Annotated in this window: 24 protein-coding genes; 12 read left to right on the forward strand and 12 right to left on the reverse strand. The window is 32.8% G+C overall.

Going from position 1 to position 21,817, the window contains the following annotated elements; translation table 11 throughout:
* Positions 1 to 16: 16 nt before the first annotated feature.
* Both ACFSQS_RS02430 and ACFSQS_RS02435 read left to right on the forward strand, forming a co-directional pair.
* Positions 17 to 286, forward strand: a complete 270-nt coding sequence (locus tag ACFSQS_RS02430; RefSeq protein WP_388013532.1) for a DUF4160 domain-containing protein — start codon at positions 17 to 19, stop codon at positions 284 to 286.
* Positions 267 to 503, forward strand: coding sequence for a DUF2442 domain-containing protein (locus ACFSQS_RS02435; RefSeq protein WP_388013535.1), 237 nt, complete (start codon positions 267 to 269; stop codon positions 501 to 503). The genes ACFSQS_RS02430 and ACFSQS_RS02435 overlap by 20 nt, the downstream gene beginning before the upstream one ends.
* Before the next feature lie 230 nt (positions 504 to 733).
* Here ACFSQS_RS02435 and ACFSQS_RS02440 read toward each other — a convergent pair whose 3' ends face one another.
* The 5 genes from ACFSQS_RS02440 to ACFSQS_RS02460 form a co-directional block, all read right to left on the reverse strand.
* Entirely contained in the window at positions 734 to 2,386 is a 1,653-nt protein-coding gene (locus ACFSQS_RS02440; RefSeq protein ID WP_388013538.1) for an RICIN domain-containing protein, read from the reverse strand.
* 59 nt (positions 2,387 to 2,445) lie between these two features.
* A complete protein-coding gene (locus tag ACFSQS_RS02445; RefSeq protein ID WP_388013541.1) occupies positions 2,446 to 3,735 on the reverse strand; it encodes a Kelch repeat-containing protein in 1,290 nt (429 codons plus the stop codon).
* A 341-nt stretch (positions 3,736 to 4,076) separates the two neighbouring features.
* Entirely contained in the window at positions 4,077 to 4,472 is a 396-nt protein-coding gene (locus tag ACFSQS_RS02450) for an ester cyclase (protein WP_388013544.1), read from the reverse strand.
* 76 nt (positions 4,473 to 4,548) lie between these two features.
* Positions 4,549 to 5,409, reverse strand: coding sequence for a helix-turn-helix domain-containing protein (locus tag ACFSQS_RS02455; protein WP_388013547.1), 861 nt, complete (start codon positions 5,407 to 5,409; stop codon positions 4,549 to 4,551).
* A 142-nt stretch (positions 5,410 to 5,551) separates the two neighbouring features.
* Complete coding sequence (locus ACFSQS_RS02460) at positions 5,552 to 6,214, reverse strand: endonuclease III domain-containing protein (RefSeq protein WP_388013550.1); 663 nt, start codon at positions 6,212 to 6,214, stop codon at positions 5,552 to 5,554.
* Between the two features lie 74 nt (positions 6,215 to 6,288).
* Here ACFSQS_RS02460 and bcp point away from each other — a divergent pair, with 74 nt between their 5' ends.
* Entirely contained in the window at positions 6,289 to 6,741 is a 453-nt protein-coding gene (gene bcp / locus ACFSQS_RS02465) for a thioredoxin-dependent thiol peroxidase (protein ID WP_388013553.1), read from the forward strand.
* Between the two features lie 13 nt (positions 6,742 to 6,754).
* Here the strand turns inward: bcp and ACFSQS_RS02470 are convergent, their stop codons facing one another.
* On the reverse strand, positions 6,755 to 8,233 hold the full coding sequence (locus ACFSQS_RS02470; RefSeq protein ID WP_388013556.1) for a TonB-dependent receptor: 1,479 nt from the start codon (positions 8,231 to 8,233) through the stop codon (positions 6,755 to 6,757).
* A 94-nt stretch (positions 8,234 to 8,327) separates the two neighbouring features.
* On the opposite strand from ACFSQS_RS02470, the gene ACFSQS_RS02475 reads away from it, so the two are divergent.
* Both ACFSQS_RS02475 and ACFSQS_RS02480 read left to right on the forward strand, forming a co-directional pair.
* Positions 8,328 to 9,089: an MBL fold metallo-hydrolase gene (locus tag ACFSQS_RS02475; RefSeq protein WP_388013559.1), complete on the forward strand. Its 762-nt coding sequence runs from the start codon at positions 8,328 to 8,330 to the stop codon at positions 9,087 to 9,089.
* Between the two features lie 11 nt (positions 9,090 to 9,100).
* Positions 9,101 to 9,601 (forward strand): hydrolase, encoded by a 501-nt coding sequence (locus tag ACFSQS_RS02480; RefSeq protein ID WP_388013562.1) that lies wholly within the window; start codon positions 9,101 to 9,103, stop codon positions 9,599 to 9,601.
* On the opposite strand, the gene ACFSQS_RS02485 is transcribed toward ACFSQS_RS02480, so the two are convergent.
* Both ACFSQS_RS02485 and ACFSQS_RS02490 read right to left on the reverse strand, forming a co-directional pair.
* Positions 9,602 to 9,973 (reverse strand): DNA topoisomerase IV, encoded by a 372-nt coding sequence (locus ACFSQS_RS02485; RefSeq protein WP_388013565.1) that lies wholly within the window; start codon positions 9,971 to 9,973, stop codon positions 9,602 to 9,604.
* Positions 9,974 to 10,037: 64 nt separating this feature from the next.
* Positions 10,038 to 10,409: a helix-turn-helix domain-containing protein gene (locus ACFSQS_RS02490; RefSeq protein WP_388013568.1), complete on the reverse strand. Its 372-nt coding sequence runs from the start codon at positions 10,407 to 10,409 to the stop codon at positions 10,038 to 10,040.
* A gap of 291 nt (positions 10,410 to 10,700) precedes the next feature.
* On the opposite strand from ACFSQS_RS02490, the gene ACFSQS_RS02495 reads away from it, so the two are divergent.
* Positions 10,701 to 11,849: a M14 family zinc carboxypeptidase gene (locus tag ACFSQS_RS02495; RefSeq protein WP_388013571.1), complete on the forward strand. Its 1,149-nt coding sequence runs from the start codon at positions 10,701 to 10,703 to the stop codon at positions 11,847 to 11,849.
* Between the two features lie 76 nt (positions 11,850 to 11,925).
* Positions 11,926 to 12,405, forward strand: coding sequence for an Lrp/AsnC family transcriptional regulator (locus tag ACFSQS_RS02500; protein ID WP_388013574.1), 480 nt, complete (start codon positions 11,926 to 11,928; stop codon positions 12,403 to 12,405).
* Between the two features lie 57 nt (positions 12,406 to 12,462).
* Here ACFSQS_RS02500 and ACFSQS_RS02505 read toward each other — a convergent pair whose 3' ends face one another.
* Positions 12,463 to 13,305, reverse strand: coding sequence for a cupin-like domain-containing protein (locus ACFSQS_RS02505; protein WP_388013577.1), 843 nt, complete (start codon positions 13,303 to 13,305; stop codon positions 12,463 to 12,465).
* Positions 13,306 to 13,583: 278 nt separating this feature from the next.
* Here ACFSQS_RS02505 and ACFSQS_RS02510 point away from each other — a divergent pair, with 278 nt between their 5' ends.
* The 5 genes from ACFSQS_RS02510 (at position 13,584) to ACFSQS_RS02530 (ending at position 18,877) form a co-directional block, all read left to right on the forward strand.
* Positions 13,584 to 15,038 (forward strand): MBOAT family O-acyltransferase, encoded by a 1,455-nt coding sequence (locus ACFSQS_RS02510; RefSeq protein ID WP_388013580.1) that lies wholly within the window; start codon positions 13,584 to 13,586, stop codon positions 15,036 to 15,038.
* Between the two features lie 6 nt (positions 15,039 to 15,044).
* Positions 15,045 to 15,998, forward strand: coding sequence for a hypothetical protein (locus ACFSQS_RS02515; protein WP_388013583.1), 954 nt, complete (start codon positions 15,045 to 15,047; stop codon positions 15,996 to 15,998).
* Between the two features lie 136 nt (positions 15,999 to 16,134).
* Entirely contained in the window at positions 16,135 to 17,100 is a 966-nt protein-coding gene (locus ACFSQS_RS02520; protein ID WP_388013587.1) for an ATP-grasp domain-containing protein, read from the forward strand.
* A complete protein-coding gene (locus tag ACFSQS_RS02525; protein WP_388013590.1) occupies positions 17,084 to 17,758 on the forward strand; it encodes an HAD family hydrolase in 675 nt (224 codons plus the stop codon). The genes ACFSQS_RS02520 and ACFSQS_RS02525 overlap by 17 nt, the downstream gene beginning before the upstream one ends.
* A 15-nt stretch (positions 17,759 to 17,773) precedes the next feature.
* Positions 17,774 to 18,877 carry a GNAT family N-acetyltransferase gene (locus tag ACFSQS_RS02530; RefSeq protein WP_388013593.1) on the forward strand — a complete coding sequence of 368 codons (1,104 nt, stop codon included), beginning with the start codon at positions 17,774 to 17,776 and terminating at the stop codon, positions 18,875 to 18,877.
* A gap of 10 nt (positions 18,878 to 18,887) precedes the next feature.
* Here ACFSQS_RS02530 and ACFSQS_RS02535 read toward each other — a convergent pair whose 3' ends face one another.
* From ACFSQS_RS02535 to ACFSQS_RS02545, 3 genes are read right to left on the reverse strand one after another with little or no spacing between them, the layout of a single operon-like run.
* Positions 18,888 to 20,129, reverse strand: a complete 1,242-nt coding sequence (locus ACFSQS_RS02535; RefSeq protein WP_388013596.1) for a GNAT family N-acetyltransferase — start codon at positions 20,127 to 20,129, stop codon at positions 18,888 to 18,890.
* A gap of 7 nt (positions 20,130 to 20,136) precedes the next feature.
* Entirely contained in the window at positions 20,137 to 21,198 is a 1,062-nt protein-coding gene (locus tag ACFSQS_RS02540; protein WP_388013599.1) for a hypothetical protein, read from the reverse strand.
* Positions 21,199 to 21,201: 3 nt separating this feature from the next.
* Positions 21,202 to 21,813: a sugar transferase gene (locus tag ACFSQS_RS02545; protein ID WP_388013602.1), complete on the reverse strand. Its 612-nt coding sequence runs from the start codon at positions 21,811 to 21,813 to the stop codon at positions 21,202 to 21,204.
* Positions 21,814 to 21,817 lie beyond the last annotated feature (4 nt).

The following is a 21,817-nucleotide window of genomic DNA, read 5'->3' on the forward strand; positions in this document are numbered from 1 at the left end:
CAAGTATGAATGGAAATTGGAATGGTTAAAAAAATTAGTTATTTTTGTTTTTATGCCGACAATATTAAGAATTAATGGATTTCGATTTTTCTTTTACAGTAACGAGCATTTACCTATTCATATTCACGTTGAAAAAGATAATAAAACAGCTAAATTTAATTTAGAAGAAATTGAACTTGTAAAATCAAGAGGATTTAATGCCTCTGAATTAAAAGAAATGCGTAAATTAGTTAGTGAAAATATAGCAATATTTAAAAACAAATGGGATGAGTATTTTAACAATTAATAAATCAAAAATTGCTTCTGATTTATCATTTACAGATACTAAAATGATAATCCATTTAGAAGATGGACGAGAATTATCGGTTCCTTTAGAATGGTTCCATAAATTACGAAACGCTACAAAAGAGCAATTAAATTCGTGGCGTTTTATTGGAAAAGGAGAAGGTATTCATTGGGAAGCATTGGACGAAGACATTTCTGTTGAGAATTTGATTGAATAACCTATATCACCTTCTTATACGCATTTAAGTGCTGGTTTTTGCTCATTTACGAATCCCAACATTCTAAAACCGCGGGAAGAAACGGTTAATTTTCTTCTAAATTATTCCAAAGCTTTAAGTGTTATAAATTATAATAAAATGAAGTTTGAAGCACTTCTAAATTAAGTTTAATGGGAAAGTCCTGATTTTAGCAAATCAGGACTTTTTTGTTTAAAATATTTCTTGAAAATTTATAATCTAGGAGGTCTTTTTGGATTGTATTTTTCATCTATAAAATAGGTTCTCCATTTTTTTGCTTTTTTAGACCCTAACTTATAAAAGTTTCCAATTCTAGTAACAGAATACTCATCGTAACAGTTTTCTTTAGTGTTAGGAACTAATGCACAAATTTCGTTACTATAGTTTGGATCATATATAAAAATTCTAACATTTTCTTTATTAGGATCCCAATGCCTGCCTTCTCGATAACCTCCAAAGTCATAGCCAATAGCCAATACTTGATGATGCTTTGTTGGGTCATTATAAATATTGAATAAGCCAAGTGGAATAGGTCTGTTTTTATTAATGGAATTTTTTAAAGTTGTATAAAATCGATCTTCTAATCCCCAATAAAAGAATTCTTCATCTCTTATGCCGTCGGGATTAAAACTCAATTCTCCAAATTTATCAATATTAGCTAATGAGTTTTGTTGCCGTTCATAAATATATTTTTGTAGTGGAGAACCATTAGGGGGTAATGAACTTGTAGCTGGCACAGTCATTTTATATGAAAAATAATCATTCGCAGCATAAGCCATACCTCCACAAAGCCCTTTTAATTTGAACTTAGCGATCCCTGCATCCACAATTGTTTCAAAATCATTTTCAAAATTGAAACCATCTTTATAAACATCAAAAGAAGTGAATTTAGGATTGGGTCTTGCAAGTGTTTCACGTGGCGTAACTAACTCCCATTGTTGCCCTTTTCCTTTATTTAAACTCCACATCCAAACTATAGTGCCTTCTTTTGAATTTGCTTCTTTTGCATCTAAATAAGTCCCTAGTTTAGATTTTATGTAATACTTACCTTTTACATTCGCTTTTTCAAAATACCATTTTTGCCCAGAACTTTCATTTTTATACCACGTCAATACTTCTGATCTCGGACTAGCATTAGCACCTCTTATGTCTAAATATGTTCCTAAATGAGATTTTATGTAATAACTATTATCATTATCTCCTGTAGGAGTTATAAGCCATTTTTGCCCAGAACCTCCACTAAAAAACCACATCCATACTTTTGCACGAGTTTTAGAATTTGTTTCTTTAACATCTAAATAGCGATGTCCGAGTGCAGATTTAATAAAATAATCACCTTGTTTAATAAATTCATTTTTAATTTGAGGCTTGTGTTTACCAGTTGATATTAACTTCCATTTTTGTCCTAAACTTCCATTTTTGCTCCACATCCAAACTTGTGCGCGAGTATATGGATTTGCTCCTCGAATATCTAAATAGTTACCTAAAGCTGAGCATATATAATAAAAGCCATTTCCATCAGGTTCAAATCTCCATTTTTGCCCATTGCCTTTATTTAATGTCCAAGTCCATACCATAGCACGAAGGCCACGTTTTCCTTCTTTGATATCTAAATATGTACCTAAATCTGATTGGATATAAAAATATCCATTACCAGCCGAAGTCAACTTCCATTTCTGTCCAGAACTACCATTTTTATTCCACATCCATACAGGAGTTCTTGGGCTTGGATTGGCTTCTTTTATATCCAAATATGTACCTAAAGCAGATTTTATATAATACACTTCGCCATTTTTTTGGGCTTTTGTTTTATGTGTAACAATTATAAATATGAGCGTCACGATAATTTTAAAAGTAGTTTTCATAATTTTTTCGTTTTAAATTTTATATTGCTAATAAATTTTAATGGGGTGGCTTTGAGAGATTAGTCAAAAACCCATATTTCATTTGAGTTTGAAGGATCAGTCCAACCACCAATCATATATATTTTATTGTCGAAAATATTTAATGTGTGATTAACCCTCGGCGAAAATGGAGCTTTACTTGTTCTTGCTTTCCAGCTTACCCCATCAGAACTGTACCAAATATCATTACGAAGTCCATCATTCTGACTAACTCCACCAAAAACCCATAATTTATTGTCATAAACAATTGCACTAAATCCAGATCTTTTAGAAAATATAGTTTTTGTGTTTATCTTTTTCCAATTAATGCCGTTTTCACTTTGCCATACATCATTTAGGGCTCCCTCATTACTTCCTCCACCTATTAACCATATTTTATTATTAAAAATGTTAATACTAAAGCCATTGCGTTTGGAAAATTCAGCATTACTTGTTTCTTCAATCCAACCAATACCATCATTGCTAGACCAAATGTCATTTCTATGGCCACCTGTTGCATATGCATATCCTCCAACTACCCATATTTTATCATTAAAAACGAATGATTGATGACCATATCTTTTTGAAAAAGGAGCATTAGAAGTTGCCTCATGCCACTCATTACCATTTTCGGTATACCAAACATCATTTAACATACCTATTGATGATGTTGCACCACTTCCACCAATCAGCCATAATTTGTTTTTAAAGACAACCAGCGAAAAAGCTGTTCTCGCTTTAAATGGAATGTTTGCTGACGATGACTTCCAAGTTTCCCCATTATCTTCACTATACCAAATAAAGGATTTAGATCTTTCTGTTTTACCAATAATCCATAGTTTATTTTTAAATACAATAGATTCGTGACCACTTAATAGGTTGTATTGTGACATATTGACTTCTCTAAAAGCTTTGTCTGGAATATTTAAGTTTCGGGTATAAAAAGTAAAAGTATCACTACTTATAATACCACCTTTATTATCTTTAGCCATCACCTTCCAATAATACTTACTATCCAAACCCAAACGCTCAGTTACAGTATAACTGGTATTAGTTAAGTTTTCTGCATAAAGCGTTGTTGGGTCGGGTTCAGTATCTAAATAAAGGTCATAGCTTACAGCGTCTCCATCGACATCTGTTGAGGTCTCCCAAGTAAAACTTGGCAATACATCAACATTAAGCGCATTGTTGGTTACGCCAATTAGTGAAAAAGCTTCGGGCGGGGAGTTGGTTATTATATCATTTTCTTCGTTTTTACTACAGCACATTAAGCATATACTAATTAATAGTATGGTGCTTACTATTTTTACGGATAGGTTTTTTGTTTTCATAATTTCTAAGTTTTAAAGATTAATGATAGGCTATCAAGTCAAATGCTGATGGTGGCTGATTATTGGAATAATCAAGTAGTGTTTCGATTTCCGTATATGCAGCAAGTATTAAAGTAGCGTAGATATATAAATATACTAGTATGGGTTTAGCGTATTTCATAAGTTTTGTTTTTAACCAATAATTTCATTTTATAACTCCAATTAAAAAAGCTTTAAACACTCCTGAAAAGAAATTAGTTTTTGGGTATAGTTATCCTGTGTCGCTATTAAAGCAACATTGTAAATCATGCTAAAACTTAAGAGTACTAGGGGAAAGGGAGAATGAAAAGCTATTTAATGTACTATATAGCCTTCTTGTTAGTATTATTTATAACACCCAATTGTTCCATTAAAATAACTTGGTCTGCTATAAGCCAATGATCTGTAATTAAGTTGTCTGTAACTGTGTAGCGAATTACAAATGGTAGATCCATTTTTTTGTAAGTGGGTGGTATGCCATCAAAATCCGCTTCATGGATTCCACAAGCTCTTCCTCTTACAAGTACTTTATCGTCTTCGGCAATCATTTCTTCTATAAACAATTCGTACTTAGGAAATGCGCCATCGAAAAATAAGATATGGTCTATGAGTTTTTGGTCGTTCGTATATTGTCTACATAGTTCATCAGTTTTTATAACGCCAGATATAGCATTAAAGTAGCGCACTATAAATGCTCGGTTTTGTTTTGTTGTTTCCATTATTAATAGCTTTTAGTATTCCAAAATTAGGGCATTTATAAACTCGATTATTGACTTTTGGTTGCGGATTGTTGCCTTAATGTTGCATGTTGCTTTTTTTATATTTGGATGGAGATAATCCAAACTGTTTTTGAAATGATCTTGAAAAATGACTTTTACTTATAAAGCCCACTTGATAACCAACTTCACTTATATTAAGGTCGTTTTCTTCAGTTTCTATGATGTGTTTAGCTATTTGTAGCCTGTAAAATAATAGATATTGATTTGGAGACATTTGTGTCAACATCTTTATTTTTCTAAAAAGCTGGCTTCTACTTAATGCCATGGCTTTTGCAAGCGCATCTACCTTAAAGTTGCTGTCGCCCATTCTAGCGTTAATTACTTTATTGGTATTTCGTAAAAAAGAAGCCTCTTTTTTGTTTTTTTTATCAGCAGCCAGTTCAAAACTTTCTATTTCTTTAAAGTGAGTATTTAAACGTCTGTTAATTTCAATATAATATGGTGTATAGCCTAAATTATTTTTGTTTTCAAAAATAACAGGATTAGCTGTTGTTTCATTTAGTGGGATATCAATATTATATCGCGTTCCTTTTGAAGTCTTTAAAACATGACAATTATAATTAATTATTGAAGTTATTTCTCGGATTCTCGATAAGTCTGCACCAGTATTTTCTATTTCTATACGAACATGATGTTTTGAAGAAGTCATCATATTAAAATTAATTAACACCTTAAATGATTCTGGAGTAAATGATATGATTTTTTTAATAAATTTTGTGAATTTGAAGGTAAAGTCTTCTAAGTCAAATATTGTAGGAAGGCTTTCAACATGGCTTTGAAAAATTAATTCCACCTTTTGCGCTTTTGCATAGGGTTTTATACTAACTATTAAGTTTTTAAATGATAGAACTAAATCTGAAGTGTGTTTCGAACTCATCTAAAGGTAGTTTATCTTACAAATAATTGCTTTGTTACTAGAGAGTTATGGCTGATTAGTCACTTTAAATTTAAGGAAAATATTATAATAGAATTAATATATTTTCGTTTTTATTATGTGGGTTAAACTCAGCATTGATTTATTATTGTTGTTTTCTCTTTTTATAATATTCCTTTAAAATACTTTTCCTCCCAATAGTTTTAGTAATAATATCTTTCTCCAGATCCCAACCGCGTGCCGGAGAATATTCTCTTCCGTACCATATAATCTGTAAATGCAGATCGTTCCAGAGTTCTTTGGGGAAAAGGCGTTTCGCATCCTTTTCGGTTTGCACTACGTTTTTGCCGTTACTTAAATTCCATCGGTACATTAATCTATGAATATGCGTATCCACAGGGAATGCGGGAATTCCAAAAGCTTGCGAAAGTACAACTGCTGCGGTTTTATGCCCCACAGCGGGTAATGCTTCTAAAGCTTCGTATGTTTTGGGAACTTCTCCGTTATATTTTTCTATTAAAATTTCAGATAACCCATGGATGCCTTTGCTTTTCATCGGCGAAAGCCCCACGGGTTTTATAATCTCTCGAATTTCTTCAACTGTAAGCTTAACCATATCGTACGGGTTATCTGCTTTTTCAAATAATAAAGGTGTTATTTTATTTACGCGAACATCGGTGCTTTGTGCAGACATTAATACCGCTATAAGGAGTGTGTATGGGTCTTTATGGTCTAAAGGAACGGGGATTTCAGGGTATAGTTTGTATAGGGTATTAATAATGAAGTTTACGCTTTCTTGTTTGGTCATTAGATTGTATTTTTACACAAAGTTAAGTCCATAATGGGCATTTTGCTAATAAAATTGTATTAAAACTTTAATAGATGAAAACATTAAAAGTAGGCGATAAGGTGCCAAATTTTGAAGCTAAAGATGAACAAGGAAACATAATTAGTTTAACCGATTACAAAAACAAAAAACTAATCGTGTTTTTTTATCCAAAAGCCAATACACCGGGTTGTACGGCCGAGGCTTGTAATTTAAGAGACAACTACGATGTTTTAAAAGAAAAAGGTTTTGAGTTGTTAGGTGTTAGTGCCGATTCTGCAAAAAAGCAGTCTAACTTTAAAAATAAATACGATTTTCCGTTTCCGCTCTTGGCAGACGAAGAAAAAACGGTAATTAATGCCTTTGGTGTTTGGGGGCCAAAAAAGTTTATGGGCAGGGAGTTTGATGGTATTCACAGAAAAACCTTTGTTGTTGATGAAAACGGTGTTGTAGAGCGTGTAATCGATAAGGTGAAAACCAAAGACCACGCCGCTCAAATATTGGGCTAGGCTTTAAAAACGATTATTTTTTAACCGTTCTTTTTTTAATGCTCATTGGTTTTAAAGGCTTACGGGTGTAGCCAAACAGTCTGTAATCTTTTATTAAATCGGCAATGCCCTCTGGCACCATGTTTTCCCAACCGCGCTCTCCGTTTTCTATTTTGTTAAGGATTTCCCTAGAGAAAATGCCCATAATGCTAGTATCGTAATCTTCTATGTCAATTACTTTTCCGTTGTATTTAAAGAATTTGTAAAGTTCTTTCATTCTAGGATATACCTTTAGGTTTTTACTGCTTATTAGTTCGCCGGTTTTAGGGTCTTGCATGGGGTATAGGTACACTTTTAAATCCTTAAAAAACAATTTGCCAAAAGCTTCAAGAATACCGCCGCTTAAGTGGCGGTAGTATTTCTCGTCAAAAATTTCAATTAAATTATTAACGCCCATGGCTAGCCCCATTCTCGCTTTGGTATAAGTTGAGAAATATTCTACTACTTTATAATATTCTTGGAAATTTGAGATCATTACAGATTGCCCGAGCGAGCACAGCAAATCTGCTCTATCCATAAAATCTTGCTCGTCTATTTCGCCCTCTGCCCTTAGGTTGGATAGGGTTATTTCAAAAACCACTTCGGTTTTATCTACATTTACCTTATTTTCTTTAATAAACATTTCGTATGATTTTTCATACATTGCCATATTTACTTTGGTTACGGGCCTAAAACTTCCGCGGAGCGCTAAAATATTTTTTTTATAAAGTACTTTTGCTGGTAGCACATTGTTTCCTTCTGGACTAAACATTACGGCGTCTGTCATGCCGTTTTTAACCAACTGCAAGCTCATAAGCCTGTTGTCGACATTTTTAAAGACAGGGCCGGAAAAATTTATGGTGTCAATTTCTAATTGGTCTTTATCTAAGTGGTCGTACAAATAACGAAGCAGCTTTTTGGGTTCGTTGTACTTGTAAAACGCACCATATATTAAGTTTGTGCCTAAAACGCCCAAGGTTTCTTGTTGCAAACGGGCATCGGTTTCTTTAAAGCGCACGTGCAGTATAATTTCGTTGTAATCTGCTCCAGATTCAACTTGGTATTTAATACCCACCCAACCATGGCCTTTAAATTTTTTAGCAAAATCTATAGTTGCAACCGTATTGGCATAGGCAAAAAATATTTTGTTTGGGTGTTTATCTCGTGTTATACGTTTTACCATTAGATCCATTTCGTGCGAAAGCATCTTGCGCAAACGCGCTTCGGTTACGTAGCGCCTATCGTCTTCAATTCCGTAAATAGCATCACTAAAATCCTTGTCGTATGCAGACATGGCTTTTGCTATTGTGCCAGAAGCACCACCTGCTCTAAAAAAATGGCGGCAAGTTTCTTGGCCTGCTCCAATTTCTGCAAAAGAACCATAAATATTTTCGTTTAAATTTATACGCAATGCTTTAGATTTTAACGATGGTACATCGTCAAATTCCTTATCGCCTTTTATGGTAATTTCCATATTTCTTAGAGTTAGAAGTAATCTCTACAAAGGTATTAAATAACTGTAGCAAACAAAAAAATAAGCTTATTTTTGTGCTTCAATATTAAGACTTTTGAAAATCACATTTCTTGGTACGGGCACATCTCAGGGCATTCCGGTAATAGGGAGTACGCATCCGGTTTGCCTTAGCAAAAACCCTAAAGATAAGCGGTTACGGGTCTCTGTTTTAATCGAGTGGGACGAGTATGCGTATGTAATAGATTGTGGCCCCGATTTTAGACAGCAAATGCTGCAAAGCAAATGCCATAAAATTAATGGGATTTTGTTTACGCACGAACATTCTGACCATGTTGCTGGTTTAGATGATATTAGGCCGCTATGCTATTTAAATGGCGACATGAATATTTATGCGCACCAACGTGTAATTGAATCTATTAAAAAGCGGTTCGAATATATTTTTGAAACCAAAAACAAATACCCAGGAGCACCAACAATAATTACAAACAACATTGAAAACAAGCCGTTTGATTTATCTGGAATAAATGTTGTGCCCATTAATGCAGACCACCATTTTGTACAGGTTTTTGGTTTTAGAATGAATGATTTTGCCTATTTAACCGATGTGAAAACCGTTGAAGATACTGAGGTTGAAAAACTTAAAAAACTCAAGGTTTTGGTGGTTGATGCTTTGCGTATTGAGCCACATATTTCTCATTTCAATCTAGACGAAGCACTGCGATTTGTTGAAAAAGTAAAACCCGAAAAAGCCTATTTTACACATATAAGCCACTTGTTGGGTTTTCACGACGAGGTACAGCAAAAGCTGCCAAAAAATGTTTTTCTCGCATACGATGGCTTACAGATAACCATTTAAAAAAGTAAACAATGAAACAAAAAATTTTTATATACCTTTTTGTGTTTTCGGCATTGCTAGTGCTGTTTCAGTATGTTAATTCTAAACGTATTTTTGAAGATTTGAATAATAAATTGGAAAATTATAAAGAAAAATCCAAAACCTACAAAGATTCAATAGCGGTTTTGCAACACGATATTTTAACGCTATCGCATTTTAATTTGCACAACAATGAAGATGCGATTAGTTATTTTGAAAAAGACGGCTACAATACCGAAGAGCTGATCCCTTTTATAAAAGACGAACTTTATAAGTTAAACGAAATTAAAGGGCAACACCCCATTGTGCCCTATGCGGCTAGCGAAGGCCGGAAAATGTTAATTAACACTGTTAAATTATTAAATCATAAATGGATAATTGCCGATTTCTCTGATGGCGATTATTGGGGCGAGATATTTTTAACCTACGAAATAACTGAAGATAAACAGCTAAAATTTAATTTAATAGAGTCGTTTCTATACCCTCTCGATTAACTACTTTAAAACTTTATAAGCTACCCCTTTTTGCTTTTTTGTTTCCCCTACATACGAGTATTCAAAAGTGTAAGACGAATCGGTGGTAGTTAATATTTTTAAGTGAATATCTTTTCTTTCGGCCATGTTTTTTGGATTAATGGTTTTAAAAATAACCTCGCAATCGTTTATCCAACGCAATTTAGAAGAGTCTGTTTTTTTGTTGTAGGTTTCAATTTGCAAATCTTCGTTTCTAGTAAAAGAAGATTTGTACAATACGCCGTTTAAAGTAACTTCGCTGTAAAACTTACCTGTTTTATAGTTCTTACAATTTCTAGAAGTTTCATAACAGCCAAAAACACTAAGCAATAACAATAAACTAAATACACGCATAACATTATTTTTGCACAAAATTACTAAAGAAAGCAATTGTGGCCATGTTTAAATTAAAAAGATATTAGTTCTTGAAATTATCAAAACTCCCATCAGAATACAATATGATAATGCGCTCAATTTCCTTTTCTTTATTTTTTGGTACAGCAAATGGGGTTTCCTCGATTTTCAAATCTTTAGTATTGGCCCTAACGTTTTCCAAAACACGATTTGCTGGAAATTCTCCTTTGCCATTTAAAAGCCAATAGAGTTCAACCTCCGGATAGGCATAAAGCACTTTTAAAACAAAGTCTAAACTAGGTTTGTTTCTACCTGATAAAATATGTGAAATACTGGACCGTTGTACGTTGATCTTTTCGGCGAAAGAAGAAGCCGATTCCCCATAATAATCCATAACTTTTTTTAGTCTTTTTACGAAAGCCTCGTTGTTTATCATTGTAAATTCGTGATTGCGATTTAATACGTTACAAATGTAACGATTTAATATAAATTATAGTATTAACGATAATAAATAAACTTATTTAATATAAACTATTTATTTATATTAAATAGCATAAAGTACTGATAATGATACTCTTATTAGTGAAATAATATTTTTAAGATTTAACACGGTTTTTAACACCCCATAAATTTATAATATGGTTATAGATGTAAACAAAATGCTTTGAATCCTTTGTTTACAAATGTAAATTACTAAATGTTTACATTTGTATCACAAAAAAAATCAATGGATACAGAGTATATTAAATTACTGTTTATAAAACACAAAGAAAACAGTTTGACACACCGTTATATAACCAATCGAGATATTAAACCGTTATTGGATAAGCTTAAAGATAAGCTGGGTATTAAAACCATTGGTAAGTCTGTATTGGGCAAACCTATTTACGCCGTAAAATTGGGCAAAGGCCCTAAAAAAATATTAATGTGGTCGCAAATGCACGGTAACGAATCGACCACAACAAAAGCCCTGTTCGACCTACTAAACACTTTAATTGATGCTAATAATCTTAATTATATTTTAGAGGTTTGTACTTTGCACATTATTCCCATATTAAACCCAGATGGCGCAGAGTCTTACACCAGGGTTAATGCCAATGGGGAAGATCTTAATAGGGATGCACAAGCTTTAACCCAACCTGAAAGCAAGGTTTTAAGAGCTGTTTTTAATAGTTTTAAGCCGCACTTTTGTTATAACCTTCATGGGCAGCGAACCATTTTTGGTGCTGGAAAAGCAAATAAATCTGCAACAGTATCATTTTTAGCACCAGCCCAAGACCAAGCATGTTCAATTACATCTACACGAAAAATAGCTATGGAAATTATTGCTGTTATGAATAGGGCACTACAAAAAGAAATTCCGGATCAGGTTGGTGTTTACGATGATGCTTTTAATTTAAATTGTGTGGGCGACACCTTTCAGAGCCAAAATGTGCCCACTATTTTGTTTGAAGCTGGTCATTTTCATGAGGATTATGCCCGCGAAAAAACACGTGAATATATTTACACAGCTATGCTCGAATCTTTAAATTACATAGCTAATACTACTGTTAATGGGAATTTATATGAAGCCTATTTTGATATTCCTGAAAACGAAAAATGTTTTTTTGATGTCATTATAAGAAATGCTAAAGTAGTGAAGGGCAACAAGCTTAAAGTTGAAGACATTGCCATAATGTACCAAGAAAAACTAATAAACGGTAAAATTGAGTTTGTGCCCAAAATAGAAAAAATAAAAAAACTAACTCAATTTTATGGCCATAAAGAGATTGATGCCAATAACCATAGAGTATTGGATGAATTTGGCAATCCGGTAAAAGTTAATAACGAAAACGATTTCGTAATAGTAAATAATAGTAAAATTGTCTTAATTTAATAACAAAAAGTAGAAATAGTATCTCTTTATTATTAAAAATGTATTAATTTTGCTTATTATTTAAGAATAATTAATTATGGGGAAAATTAAATTAGACGAAATCGATCATCAAATTCTTGATATGTTAATTGACAACACAAGAATACCGTTTACAGACATAGCTAAAAAATTACTGATTTCTGCAGGGACAGTTCATGTACGTGTAAAAAAAATGGAAGAATCTGGTATTATAAGAGGTTCGTCTTTAACTTTAGATTATAAAAAACTAGGCTATTCGTTTATTGCTTACGTTGGCCTTTTTATTAACAACACTTCTCAAACTAAATTTGTTCTGGAGCGTATAAACGATATTCCGTTTGTAACCGTAGCCCACATAACCACTGGGAAATTCAATATTTTTTGCAAAATAAGAGCCAAAAGTACAGAGCACGCCAAGGAAATTATTTTTATGCTCGATGATATTGAAGGTGTTTACAGAACAGAGACCATGATATCGCTAGAGGAAAGTTTAAACGACAAGAAACGCTTAATGCATTCTATTTTTAATGATTTATAAGTTACATTAAATTAAAATTGCCAATTTATCAAAGCCCTCGTAAAAAAGGGCTTTTTTTTATTGCTTTTCGCAGCAGAAGCAATTATTGGGCTTATAATAGCCTCTTTTATGTAACGATTGCATTATTCTTTCTTTAAGAATTAAAGTGTAAAGTTCTTTTTTGGTATAGCCAAAATTGCTAATGCTAATAGAATAATCTAAAGCTTGAACGTAGTGCCACCAGTTTTGGGGCACATATAGCACATCGCCCGGCTCTAAAACAACGCTTATAAATTTATTGTTTTTAAATTCAGGATATTTTGAAGCATCAAAATTATTTATATCTACATTACTTGCAACAGCGCCGTAAATGTGCTTTTTACTGGGGTACATGGTTTTGTTAAACGCCGTTGAGCAGATAATGAACATTTTTCTGCCTTTTATTTGCGCATACACATTGTTGGCGGTATCGGCATGAAAACCAGAAATTGTGTTAGGTGGGCCAATCCAAGCATTTACAACATTTTCTTTGGTGTGCTTTTCAAATAAAGAAAAATCTATATCTTCTTTTAAATGCGGATAAAATTTAAAAATATCTAAAGTAGTTAGGTAGTCTTTTACTGTAGTATTGTTTTTTTCGGCATTTTTTAACTGTAAAATATACTCTTTAAATGATGCACTTTTATATCTATTATCGTCTTGTATAAAATTATCCGAGAGTAAATAAACATCTTTGACATCGTTAAGGTTCGATAAAAAATCAAAATCCCATTTTTTTGTAGCCCCCCATTGGTTTGCCATACCCTTTATTAGCACAGGTTTCTTTTTGCTTAGATAATTTTTTTTAAATGTGGCAGCATTTACAGACGATATTTCATCAATAGGGTAACTTTGCTTTACGATTTCTGAGACAATATTCATTTTATATAAATTTTAAAAAGATTCGGAGGGTTAATAATCAATACCTTAACCTATTATTGTTCCAAAATATTATTTTTAAGCACCTAATAAATTAAAAATAGATTAATTACCAATAATTTCGTCATAGACGCATAAAGCTCCTATTTGTGAATAGCTATTAATAGGTATTTTGTGCTAGTTGAGTGATAATTTTGCAATTCAAAGAATAATTTTGATAGTATTGAACGTTTAAGAGACATTTATTAAAATTTTAATTTAGGGTAATTAATTTGTAAAACATGGTATTTAATTCCATAGAGTTTTTTATATTTTTACTGATAGTTTTCTTACTATATTGGCTGGTTTTTAAAAAAAGCCTTAAAGCCCAAAACTTACTGCTTCTTTTTGCAAGTTACCTGTTTTATGGCTGGTGGGATTGGAGGTTTTTATCGTTGATATTGCTTAGCACCACAGTAGATTATTTTGTTGGATTGAAAATAAATACCAGTGAAAAAAAAGCGATTCGAAAATCGTGGCTTTGGGTAAGCGTGCTTTTTAATGTTGGGCTATTGGGTTTTTTTAAGTACTTCAATTTTTTTGTTGAATCTTGGGTAGATATGTTCGCAATGCTTGGTTACCACATGAAAAGCACATGGACCTTACAGGTTATTTTACCAGTTGGCATATCGTTTTATACGTTTCAAACCATGTCGTATTCTTTTGATTTGTATTATGGAAAACTACAGCGACCCACAAAAGATTTTTTATCGTTTGCCACTTTTGTTAGCTTTTTTCCGCAATTGGTGGCAGGCCCTATTGAACGTGCTTCAAATTTATTATCTCAAATAACCACCAAAAGAGCGTTTAATTACAATCAATCTGTTGGTGGTATAAAGTTAATACTGTGGGGACTTTTTAAAAAGATAGTTATTGCAGATTCGCTGGGGCCAATTGTAGATGATATTTTTGCAAACTACTCAACATATCCAGCTTCAACACTTGTTTTAGGGGTTACATTATTTAGTTTTCAGGTTTATGGAGATTTTAGCGGATATTCTGATATTGCCATAGGTACAGCCAAATTGTTTGGTATAGAGCTTATGTCTAACTTTAAATTCCCTAATTTTTCCAGAAATGTTGCCGAATACTGGCAGCGGTGGCACGTATCGCTCTCTACATGGTTTAGGCATTATGTTTACATACCCTTGGGCGGCTCCCGTGTGAGCAAGCTAAAATCGGTTAGAAACATCATTATCATTTTCCTGGTTAGCGGCTTTTGGCACGGTGCCAACTGGACCTTTATATTTTGGGGCGCTTTTCATGCCTTGGCATTTATACCTGTGTTTTTGTTGGGCAGAAATACCATTTATAAAAACAGTGTAGTGGGCCAGCATACATTTTTCCCATCGTTAAAAGAAATAGGGCAGGTTATTTTAACCTTTGGCATAGTAACCTTTTCCAGGATTTTCTTTAGATCGGAATCCATTACCGATGCCTTTGGTTTTATAAAAAGGATACTCTCTAACTTTACCTACGAGGTGTACCACCATCCTATGGGCTATAGAATGATTGATTACTATATACTTTTGGCACTGTTTGTTTTATATGAATATAGCATAAGAAAAGACGAACGATCTCCATTTAAATTCAAATCGAAAATTGTTAGATTTATAATATATACCTTAGCAATATTGCTGATGCTGCTCTTTTACGATGATACTATCGATAGGTCGTTCATTTATTTTCAATTCTAATAAAAAATGAAAAAACTGTTTTTAAAAACCGCCCTTTATGCCGCATTGATACTTTTGGCACTAGAAGCCGCAATACGTGTTTTACATTTAACAAAAGACTATCCGTCGCGGTATGTTGACGAGTTTAATGTAGAGAAATGGGTGCCCAACCAGACCGGAATGTCTGTAACGGGTATTAGAAGGCAAAATTTCTCTGAGTACAAAATCAATGGGTCTGGGTTTAATTCGTATCGAGAATTTGCACCAACGCACGATAAGACAGAAATAGCCTTGGTTGGCGATTCGTTTATCGAAGGCTTTCACCAACATTATTATAATTCCATCGGAAAAAAAATAGAGCACAAGCTCCCCAATGTTGAAGTTTACGAGTTTGGTTATGCGGGCTACGATTTTGCAGACCAATTGCATTTAATACATGCCTATAAAAATATGTTCGATAAAATAGACCATGTGGTGTTGGGCCTAAAATTTGAAAACGATTTAACACGGGGCGAGTACAGCGTTGTGGCAGACAGAATGCGGCTTGAGTCGCCGTTATACCAAAACCTTCGTAAAATTAAATTGATAGTTTATGCACAAAACAGTGGTTTTTTCGACTCTGCATCAAAACTAATGCGCAATATGCTTTCTGCTTTTAAAAAAAACACCGCGAACACAGGTAACAAGAAAACTTCTGAAGAAATACAGAAAACACAGCTAAAATATATAGAGAATTTTAAATCGCTCACAAAAAAATACGGGTACGATAAAAAACGGTTTACACTGCTTTTAAACTCTAATGAAACGCCCCAGGTATTTTTAGATTATCTTGAAAGCAATAATTACAGCTACATAGATTTTTACGGTGCCTTAAACGCATCAAAAAAACCAACCACCTTGATATACGATAGGCATTGGAACAACCATGGGCGTAATTTAATAAGCGAATTAATTTTCAATCGTATTAAAAATCAAGATTAAAGCCATAAAAGCACACCATTATTCTTGCTTGTCTGCATTACATCTTTTATTGTGGTTTATCATCTAAAAATTAAAGCATACATGTTTTTTTTGTTAAATTTACAGCCTACTTTATTTTAACAAAAAAAGACAATCAATGAATATTTTGATAACTTCCGCAGGAAGAAGAGTATCTCTGGTCAAGGCCTTTCAAAAAGAATTGAAAAATTTAATACCCGAAGGGAAAGTAATGACCACAGATTTTAACATCGAGCTATCTGCAGCCTGCCATGTCTCTGACCAAGCATTCAAGCTGCCTTTGGTAAGCCATAAAAGCTACCTAAACAGCCTTTTGGACACCTGTTTGGCGAATAACATAAAACTAATAATCCCAACAATAGATACCGAACTGCTCCTGTTGGCAGAAAACGTTAAATTATTTGAAAAAAACGGGATTAATCCCATAGTCTCATCAAAAGCATTTATTGGCATCTGTAGGGACAAAAGAAAAATGAGCGCTTTTTTTATTGAAAACAATATAAATGTAGCCAAAGAATACTCGAAGTACGATTACAAGTTGCCTTTGTTTATAAAACCATTTAACGGAAGCCGAAGCATAGATACTTTTGTAATTAAAAACCATGAAGATTTAACAGAATACCATTTTATAAACAAAGATTTAATGTTTCTGGAATATATAGACCATGATGAATACGATGAGTTTACCTGCGACCTTTACTATGATAAAAACAGTAATTTAAAATCTGTTATCCCCAGAATGCGAATAGAAGTAAGAGACGGAGAGGTAAATAAAGGCATAACGCAAAAAAATTCGCTGGTTGATTATATTATAGAGCACCTAAGCCATATAGAAGGCGCTAAAGGCTGCTTAACAGCCCAGTTTTTTAAAAACTCTAAAACCAATAAAGTTTATGGCATTGAGATTAATGCCAGATTTGGCGGTGGCTACCCTTTAAGCTATTTGGCCGGTGCAAATTTTCCGAAATGGATTATACAAGAATACCTTTTTAACCAGGATATCGATTTTTTTAACGCTTGGGAATCTAACTTGTTAATGTTGAGATTTGATAACGAAATACTTGTGCATGACTACAAAAAGTAATTTGATAATAGTTTTCGATTTGGATGATACCTTATACAATGAAATAGATTTTTTAGAATCTGCATTTGTTGAAATAGCCGGTTTTTTGTCAACCAAACTAAATAAGTCGGCTAACCAGATTTTAACTGAAATGCTAAGCTATTACAATAATAAACAAAACGCTTTTAAAGAAGTTTTAGCCAAAAACCATTTAACAGACGTTGATGTTGAATATTTGCTGAAAATATATAGAAACCATCTGCCTAACATCAGTTTAACCAATCAAAATAAAAAACTGCTAGAACATTTAAAAGGCAGAGTACATAAATTAGGAGTAATTACAGATGGCAGAAGTACCCAGCAACGAAATAAAATAAAGGCCTTGGGACTAGCCGATTTTTTTGATGACGTTATAATATCTGAAGAATTCGGGTCAGAAAAACCAAATGTGGCTAATTATGAATATTACACCAATAAATATGGCAATGGGTTTAATTACGTTTACATTGGCGACAACACAAAAAAAGATTTTGTAGCACCAAACGCGTTGGGCTGGACCAGTTTATGTTTGTTGGATAACGGTAAAAACATTCATGCACAAAACCTTAATTTAAACCCAGATAAAACACCTACTTATACAATAAACAATTTAACCCAGATTAAAGATTTATTGTTTTAAATATAAAAATATACCATGGAGTTAACAGTAAATAAAATATTAGACGACAAAGATTTTGCAACCTATTTAAGCATTGTGGATTCTTTTGATGTTATAAATCCATTTTCTAAATTCCTTAAGTCTATAATAAACGAAGGAGACGGCAACGAGCTAAGGTATTTTACCTTTAAAAAAGATAATGGAGACATTTTAATTTTAATGCCCTTTGTTCTAAGAAAAATTGCCACAAGAATAGACAGTACCAACTACTACGATGTAATTTCGCCGTATGGCTACAGTGGCCCTTTGTTTAACACCAACATGTCCAGAGGGTATCTGATAGAATTTTGGGAGCAAGTGGACTCTTGGTACAAAGCCAACAGTGTAGTTTCAGAATTTATAAGATTTAGCCTTAACAATAATTTTCAGTTTTACTCGGGCGTGTTAATCCCAACTTTATCGAACGTTAGAGGTGTTATTCTGGATGAAGAAACGCAATGGAGCAACTTAAAGCAAAAAGTTAGAACGAATTGCCGAAAGGCCATTTCTAACAATTTAACATCAAACATAGTTTACAAAAACATAGAAAATGCCGATATTGAAAGGTTTTACAACATATACATTAGTACCATGAAACGCGTAAATGCCAATACGGACTACTATTATTCTCTAGATTATTTTAAAAACATTACGCGCTTAAGCAAAGATAAAATTGTATATGTTTTTATTTACAAAGACGATTTACCCATCTCTACAGAACTAATTCTAATAGCGGGCGATACGCTTTACTCTTATTTAGGCGGTACATTAATGGACTATTTTAATTTACGGCCAAACGACTTTTTAAAAGTAGAAGTTATGAAATGGGCCAGAGCAAATAATTTTGAATATTACAACCTTGGCGGTGGAAGAGAAGATTTAGATAACCTTTACCGATATAAAAAATCTTTCTTTCCCAATGATGAAGACATTATTTTCTACACAGGAAGAAAGATTGTTAATAAAGATATTTACGCTAAATTGGTACACACACACAATGCCTTGGAAGAAGGCGAAAAAAAACCAGAGCAAAACAAAATTGGTTTTTTTCCGGCTTACAGAAAAGCAGGGACTTTACCAACAAAATCAAAAAGTGCTTAATTAAAGCATATTATTTAGGTTTTTCGCAAAATTTAAGCTTAATACTGTTTTTTTTGCCTTTAATAAAATAGGTTTTTTGAGAAGGGGTAACAGCGTAAACTTCAATATCGTTAATCGATTCTGAGTGTTTATACAAAAACTCATATATCCTTCTTTTCAAGAACACATATTTTTCTTGGTTATAATCTAAACGTTCAAGTTCGTTTTCTGCAATGCCGCCATCGCAATTTAATACATTAAAAGTGTTTGCTTTTGTTTTTTTGCCCTTTAATAAAAAAATAAACTCATGAAATCTTGTGTGTATATTCTTGTCTCTAAGCAGTTGTTTAATCTTAAAATATTGACCAAGGGAATTAGCAATAAGCTTAGCAAGTATAGAAGATGAATCGTATAGTAAATGATAATCAAAGTGGTAAAATGTGTTTCCCCATCTTTTCTTATATTCAAAATCCCCTTTAGAAAAATCGAATATTAGAAACTTGTTTTCAATACACCACTCTAAGTGCTTCATGATGTCTATAAATCCAATATTGAATTTAGAATAATCGGTATCAAAAACCGTTAAAGCCCCAAAAACAATGTTGCTTGATAAGTAGTTTACCGAGATGTTAATGGGAGTGTCTTTATCATAGATTACGAATATCGAGGCTTTTTTATCCAATATCATTGGGAATACCAATGCTTCAAGGTAGTTCCATTTTTTATCAGACAAATAATGGTTGTTTATACGCTTTTCACTAAATCTTTTTTTCAATAGTCTGTTAAAATTTTTAAATATAAAATCGTACTCATCTTTAGTGATATTGTCGCCATAATACATTTTATATTTTATGTTAAAGCAGGTTTCTAATTTAACAAGGTGTTTTTTAAATACCTTTCTGCTTCTCGAACTAAAGTTGTCTGAAATATAATCTTGTAAGTTTGTATAATTTTCTAGATTGGCCAAATACCCTTTGTACTGCCTTATTGTTATTAGTTTTAATGTGCCTGTGTCTGGTTTTGTAATGTTTACAAGCGAAGGAACATCGTATATAAAGAACACCTTGTTTTTATAATCTGCTTCATTTTTTTTTATTGTATAAGATAAGCCATTGGTTAAGTTTTTGCCAATATTTATATAAAACGGTAAATATTTGTTTTTAACAAACGAGAGGTTTTCAATAAAATTAAAAATCTTTTCCGGATTGGAATTGTTAAAATGCTTAGACCAAATTGTCGTGAATATCTTAGATGTAAATGGGTTGTTTTTCATTGTTTTGCTAATCTTCCAAGAAATTAATGGCCAACCATTTGTTTAGTGTCGATGCAATATGCTCCATATCTGCTGTGGTGTATCTAAAATCTACATGTATGTTTAAAAAATGCTGCCATTTGTAGGGTATGTTGTTATCTGGCCAAAGCGAAGAAGGATAAATGTTGTTATCAACTAAATACGTTTTTAAAGCATTGTATTTCGTTTTGTTTTTAAATAATAATAATAACCCAAAAGCTGTATATCCTTCGCGTTTTACTATTTTAAAATGGGGATTGGCTTTAATTTTAGAATATAGTAAACCTAGGTTTTCTTGCTTTATTTTTTTAACATCAAAATTTAAGAAAGATTCTATAAAGTCGCCATGGTTTTTTAATAGTTTTGTAAAGGTATAGTTGTGGTTTAGTGCTTCTTCAACCTCATAGAATTTAGGCAAAAATGTTTGGTTATCTGTTGCTTTACAATCATTAATAAACTTTGTTTTAAGTGCCATGGCCTCTTGCATTAAATCCCAGGTTTTATAAAAGTTTTCATCAGCTTTAAACAAGTTATTTATTTTAGGAACGATAGGGTTTGGTGTCCAGTAAATGCCACCTAATGGTATGGGCAGCGATTTACGTAACGAAACAAAGCAATAATTGGCTTTACTGTTTAGGCAAGGGTTGCTTAACCAACCATGGGAGTGGTCTTCAATTACAATGGGTCTATTTGTTTGGTATTGTGGCATTGTGCTTAGCCCCCAATAGTTGTTTATTAAAACCACATCGTTTGGTGTTGCAAATGTGGTTATTTCAATGTTTTCTGAAAATTCAAAAGGATTCGTGTTATAGGTTTCAATATTTTTATAAGTATGCTTAATCCAACCTAATGTGTGTTGGCAGTAATAGTTTGGAAACCAGATTTTGGATATTTTTTTAGAGGCTGAAATTTCATTCAAAATATGCAACAGGGCATGTCTTCCGGTATAAAAAACCGTATAATCCAAATTTAATTTTTTTGATAGGTTTAGATTTTTTTCTGGTTTGCTTTCAAGATGAAAATACGATCCTATGCCTTCTTTTCTTTTCATATACTATTCGTTATCGCCACCTGTAAAGGTTGTCATGTTTAAGCTTTCAGAATTATTAACGCCTTCTTTAATAATTACTTTTTTTATTGTTAGTAAAAGTATTTTAATATCAAGGGCTAAAGAAAGATTGTCAACGTACCAAACATCGTATTCAAATTTTTTAACCCAAAGTATGGTGTTTCTGCCATTTACCTGGGCCCAACCGGTTATGCCTGGTTTAACCTCGTGCCGTCTTTTTTGCTTTTCGTTGTATAATGGTAAATATTCTATAAGCAGTGGTCTTGGGCCAATTAAGCTCATATCGCCTTTAATAACGTTTATTAGTTGAAGCGTTTCATCTAACGAATATTTTCTTACAAATGCACCAACTTTGGTAACTCGTTGATCAAAAGGCAAAAACTCACCAGAGCTATCTTTTTTATCGTTCATGGTTTTAAACTTGATTAGATTAAAAATCTTTTCGTTTTTACCGGGTCTGCGATGTATAAAAAAAGGTGTACCGTTGTTGGCAATGAATAAAAGTAATATGGTGGCTATAATGATGGGTGATAGCAAAACAAGACCAATTAGGGCGCCTATTATATCTATTATGCGTTTAAAAAAATGTTTGTACATAGCA

This window comes from Gelatiniphilus marinus (assembly GCF_042684345.1).
GTDB classification, from domain to species: Bacteria; Bacteroidota; Bacteroidia; order Flavobacteriales; family Flavobacteriaceae; genus Gelatiniphilus; species Gelatiniphilus marinus.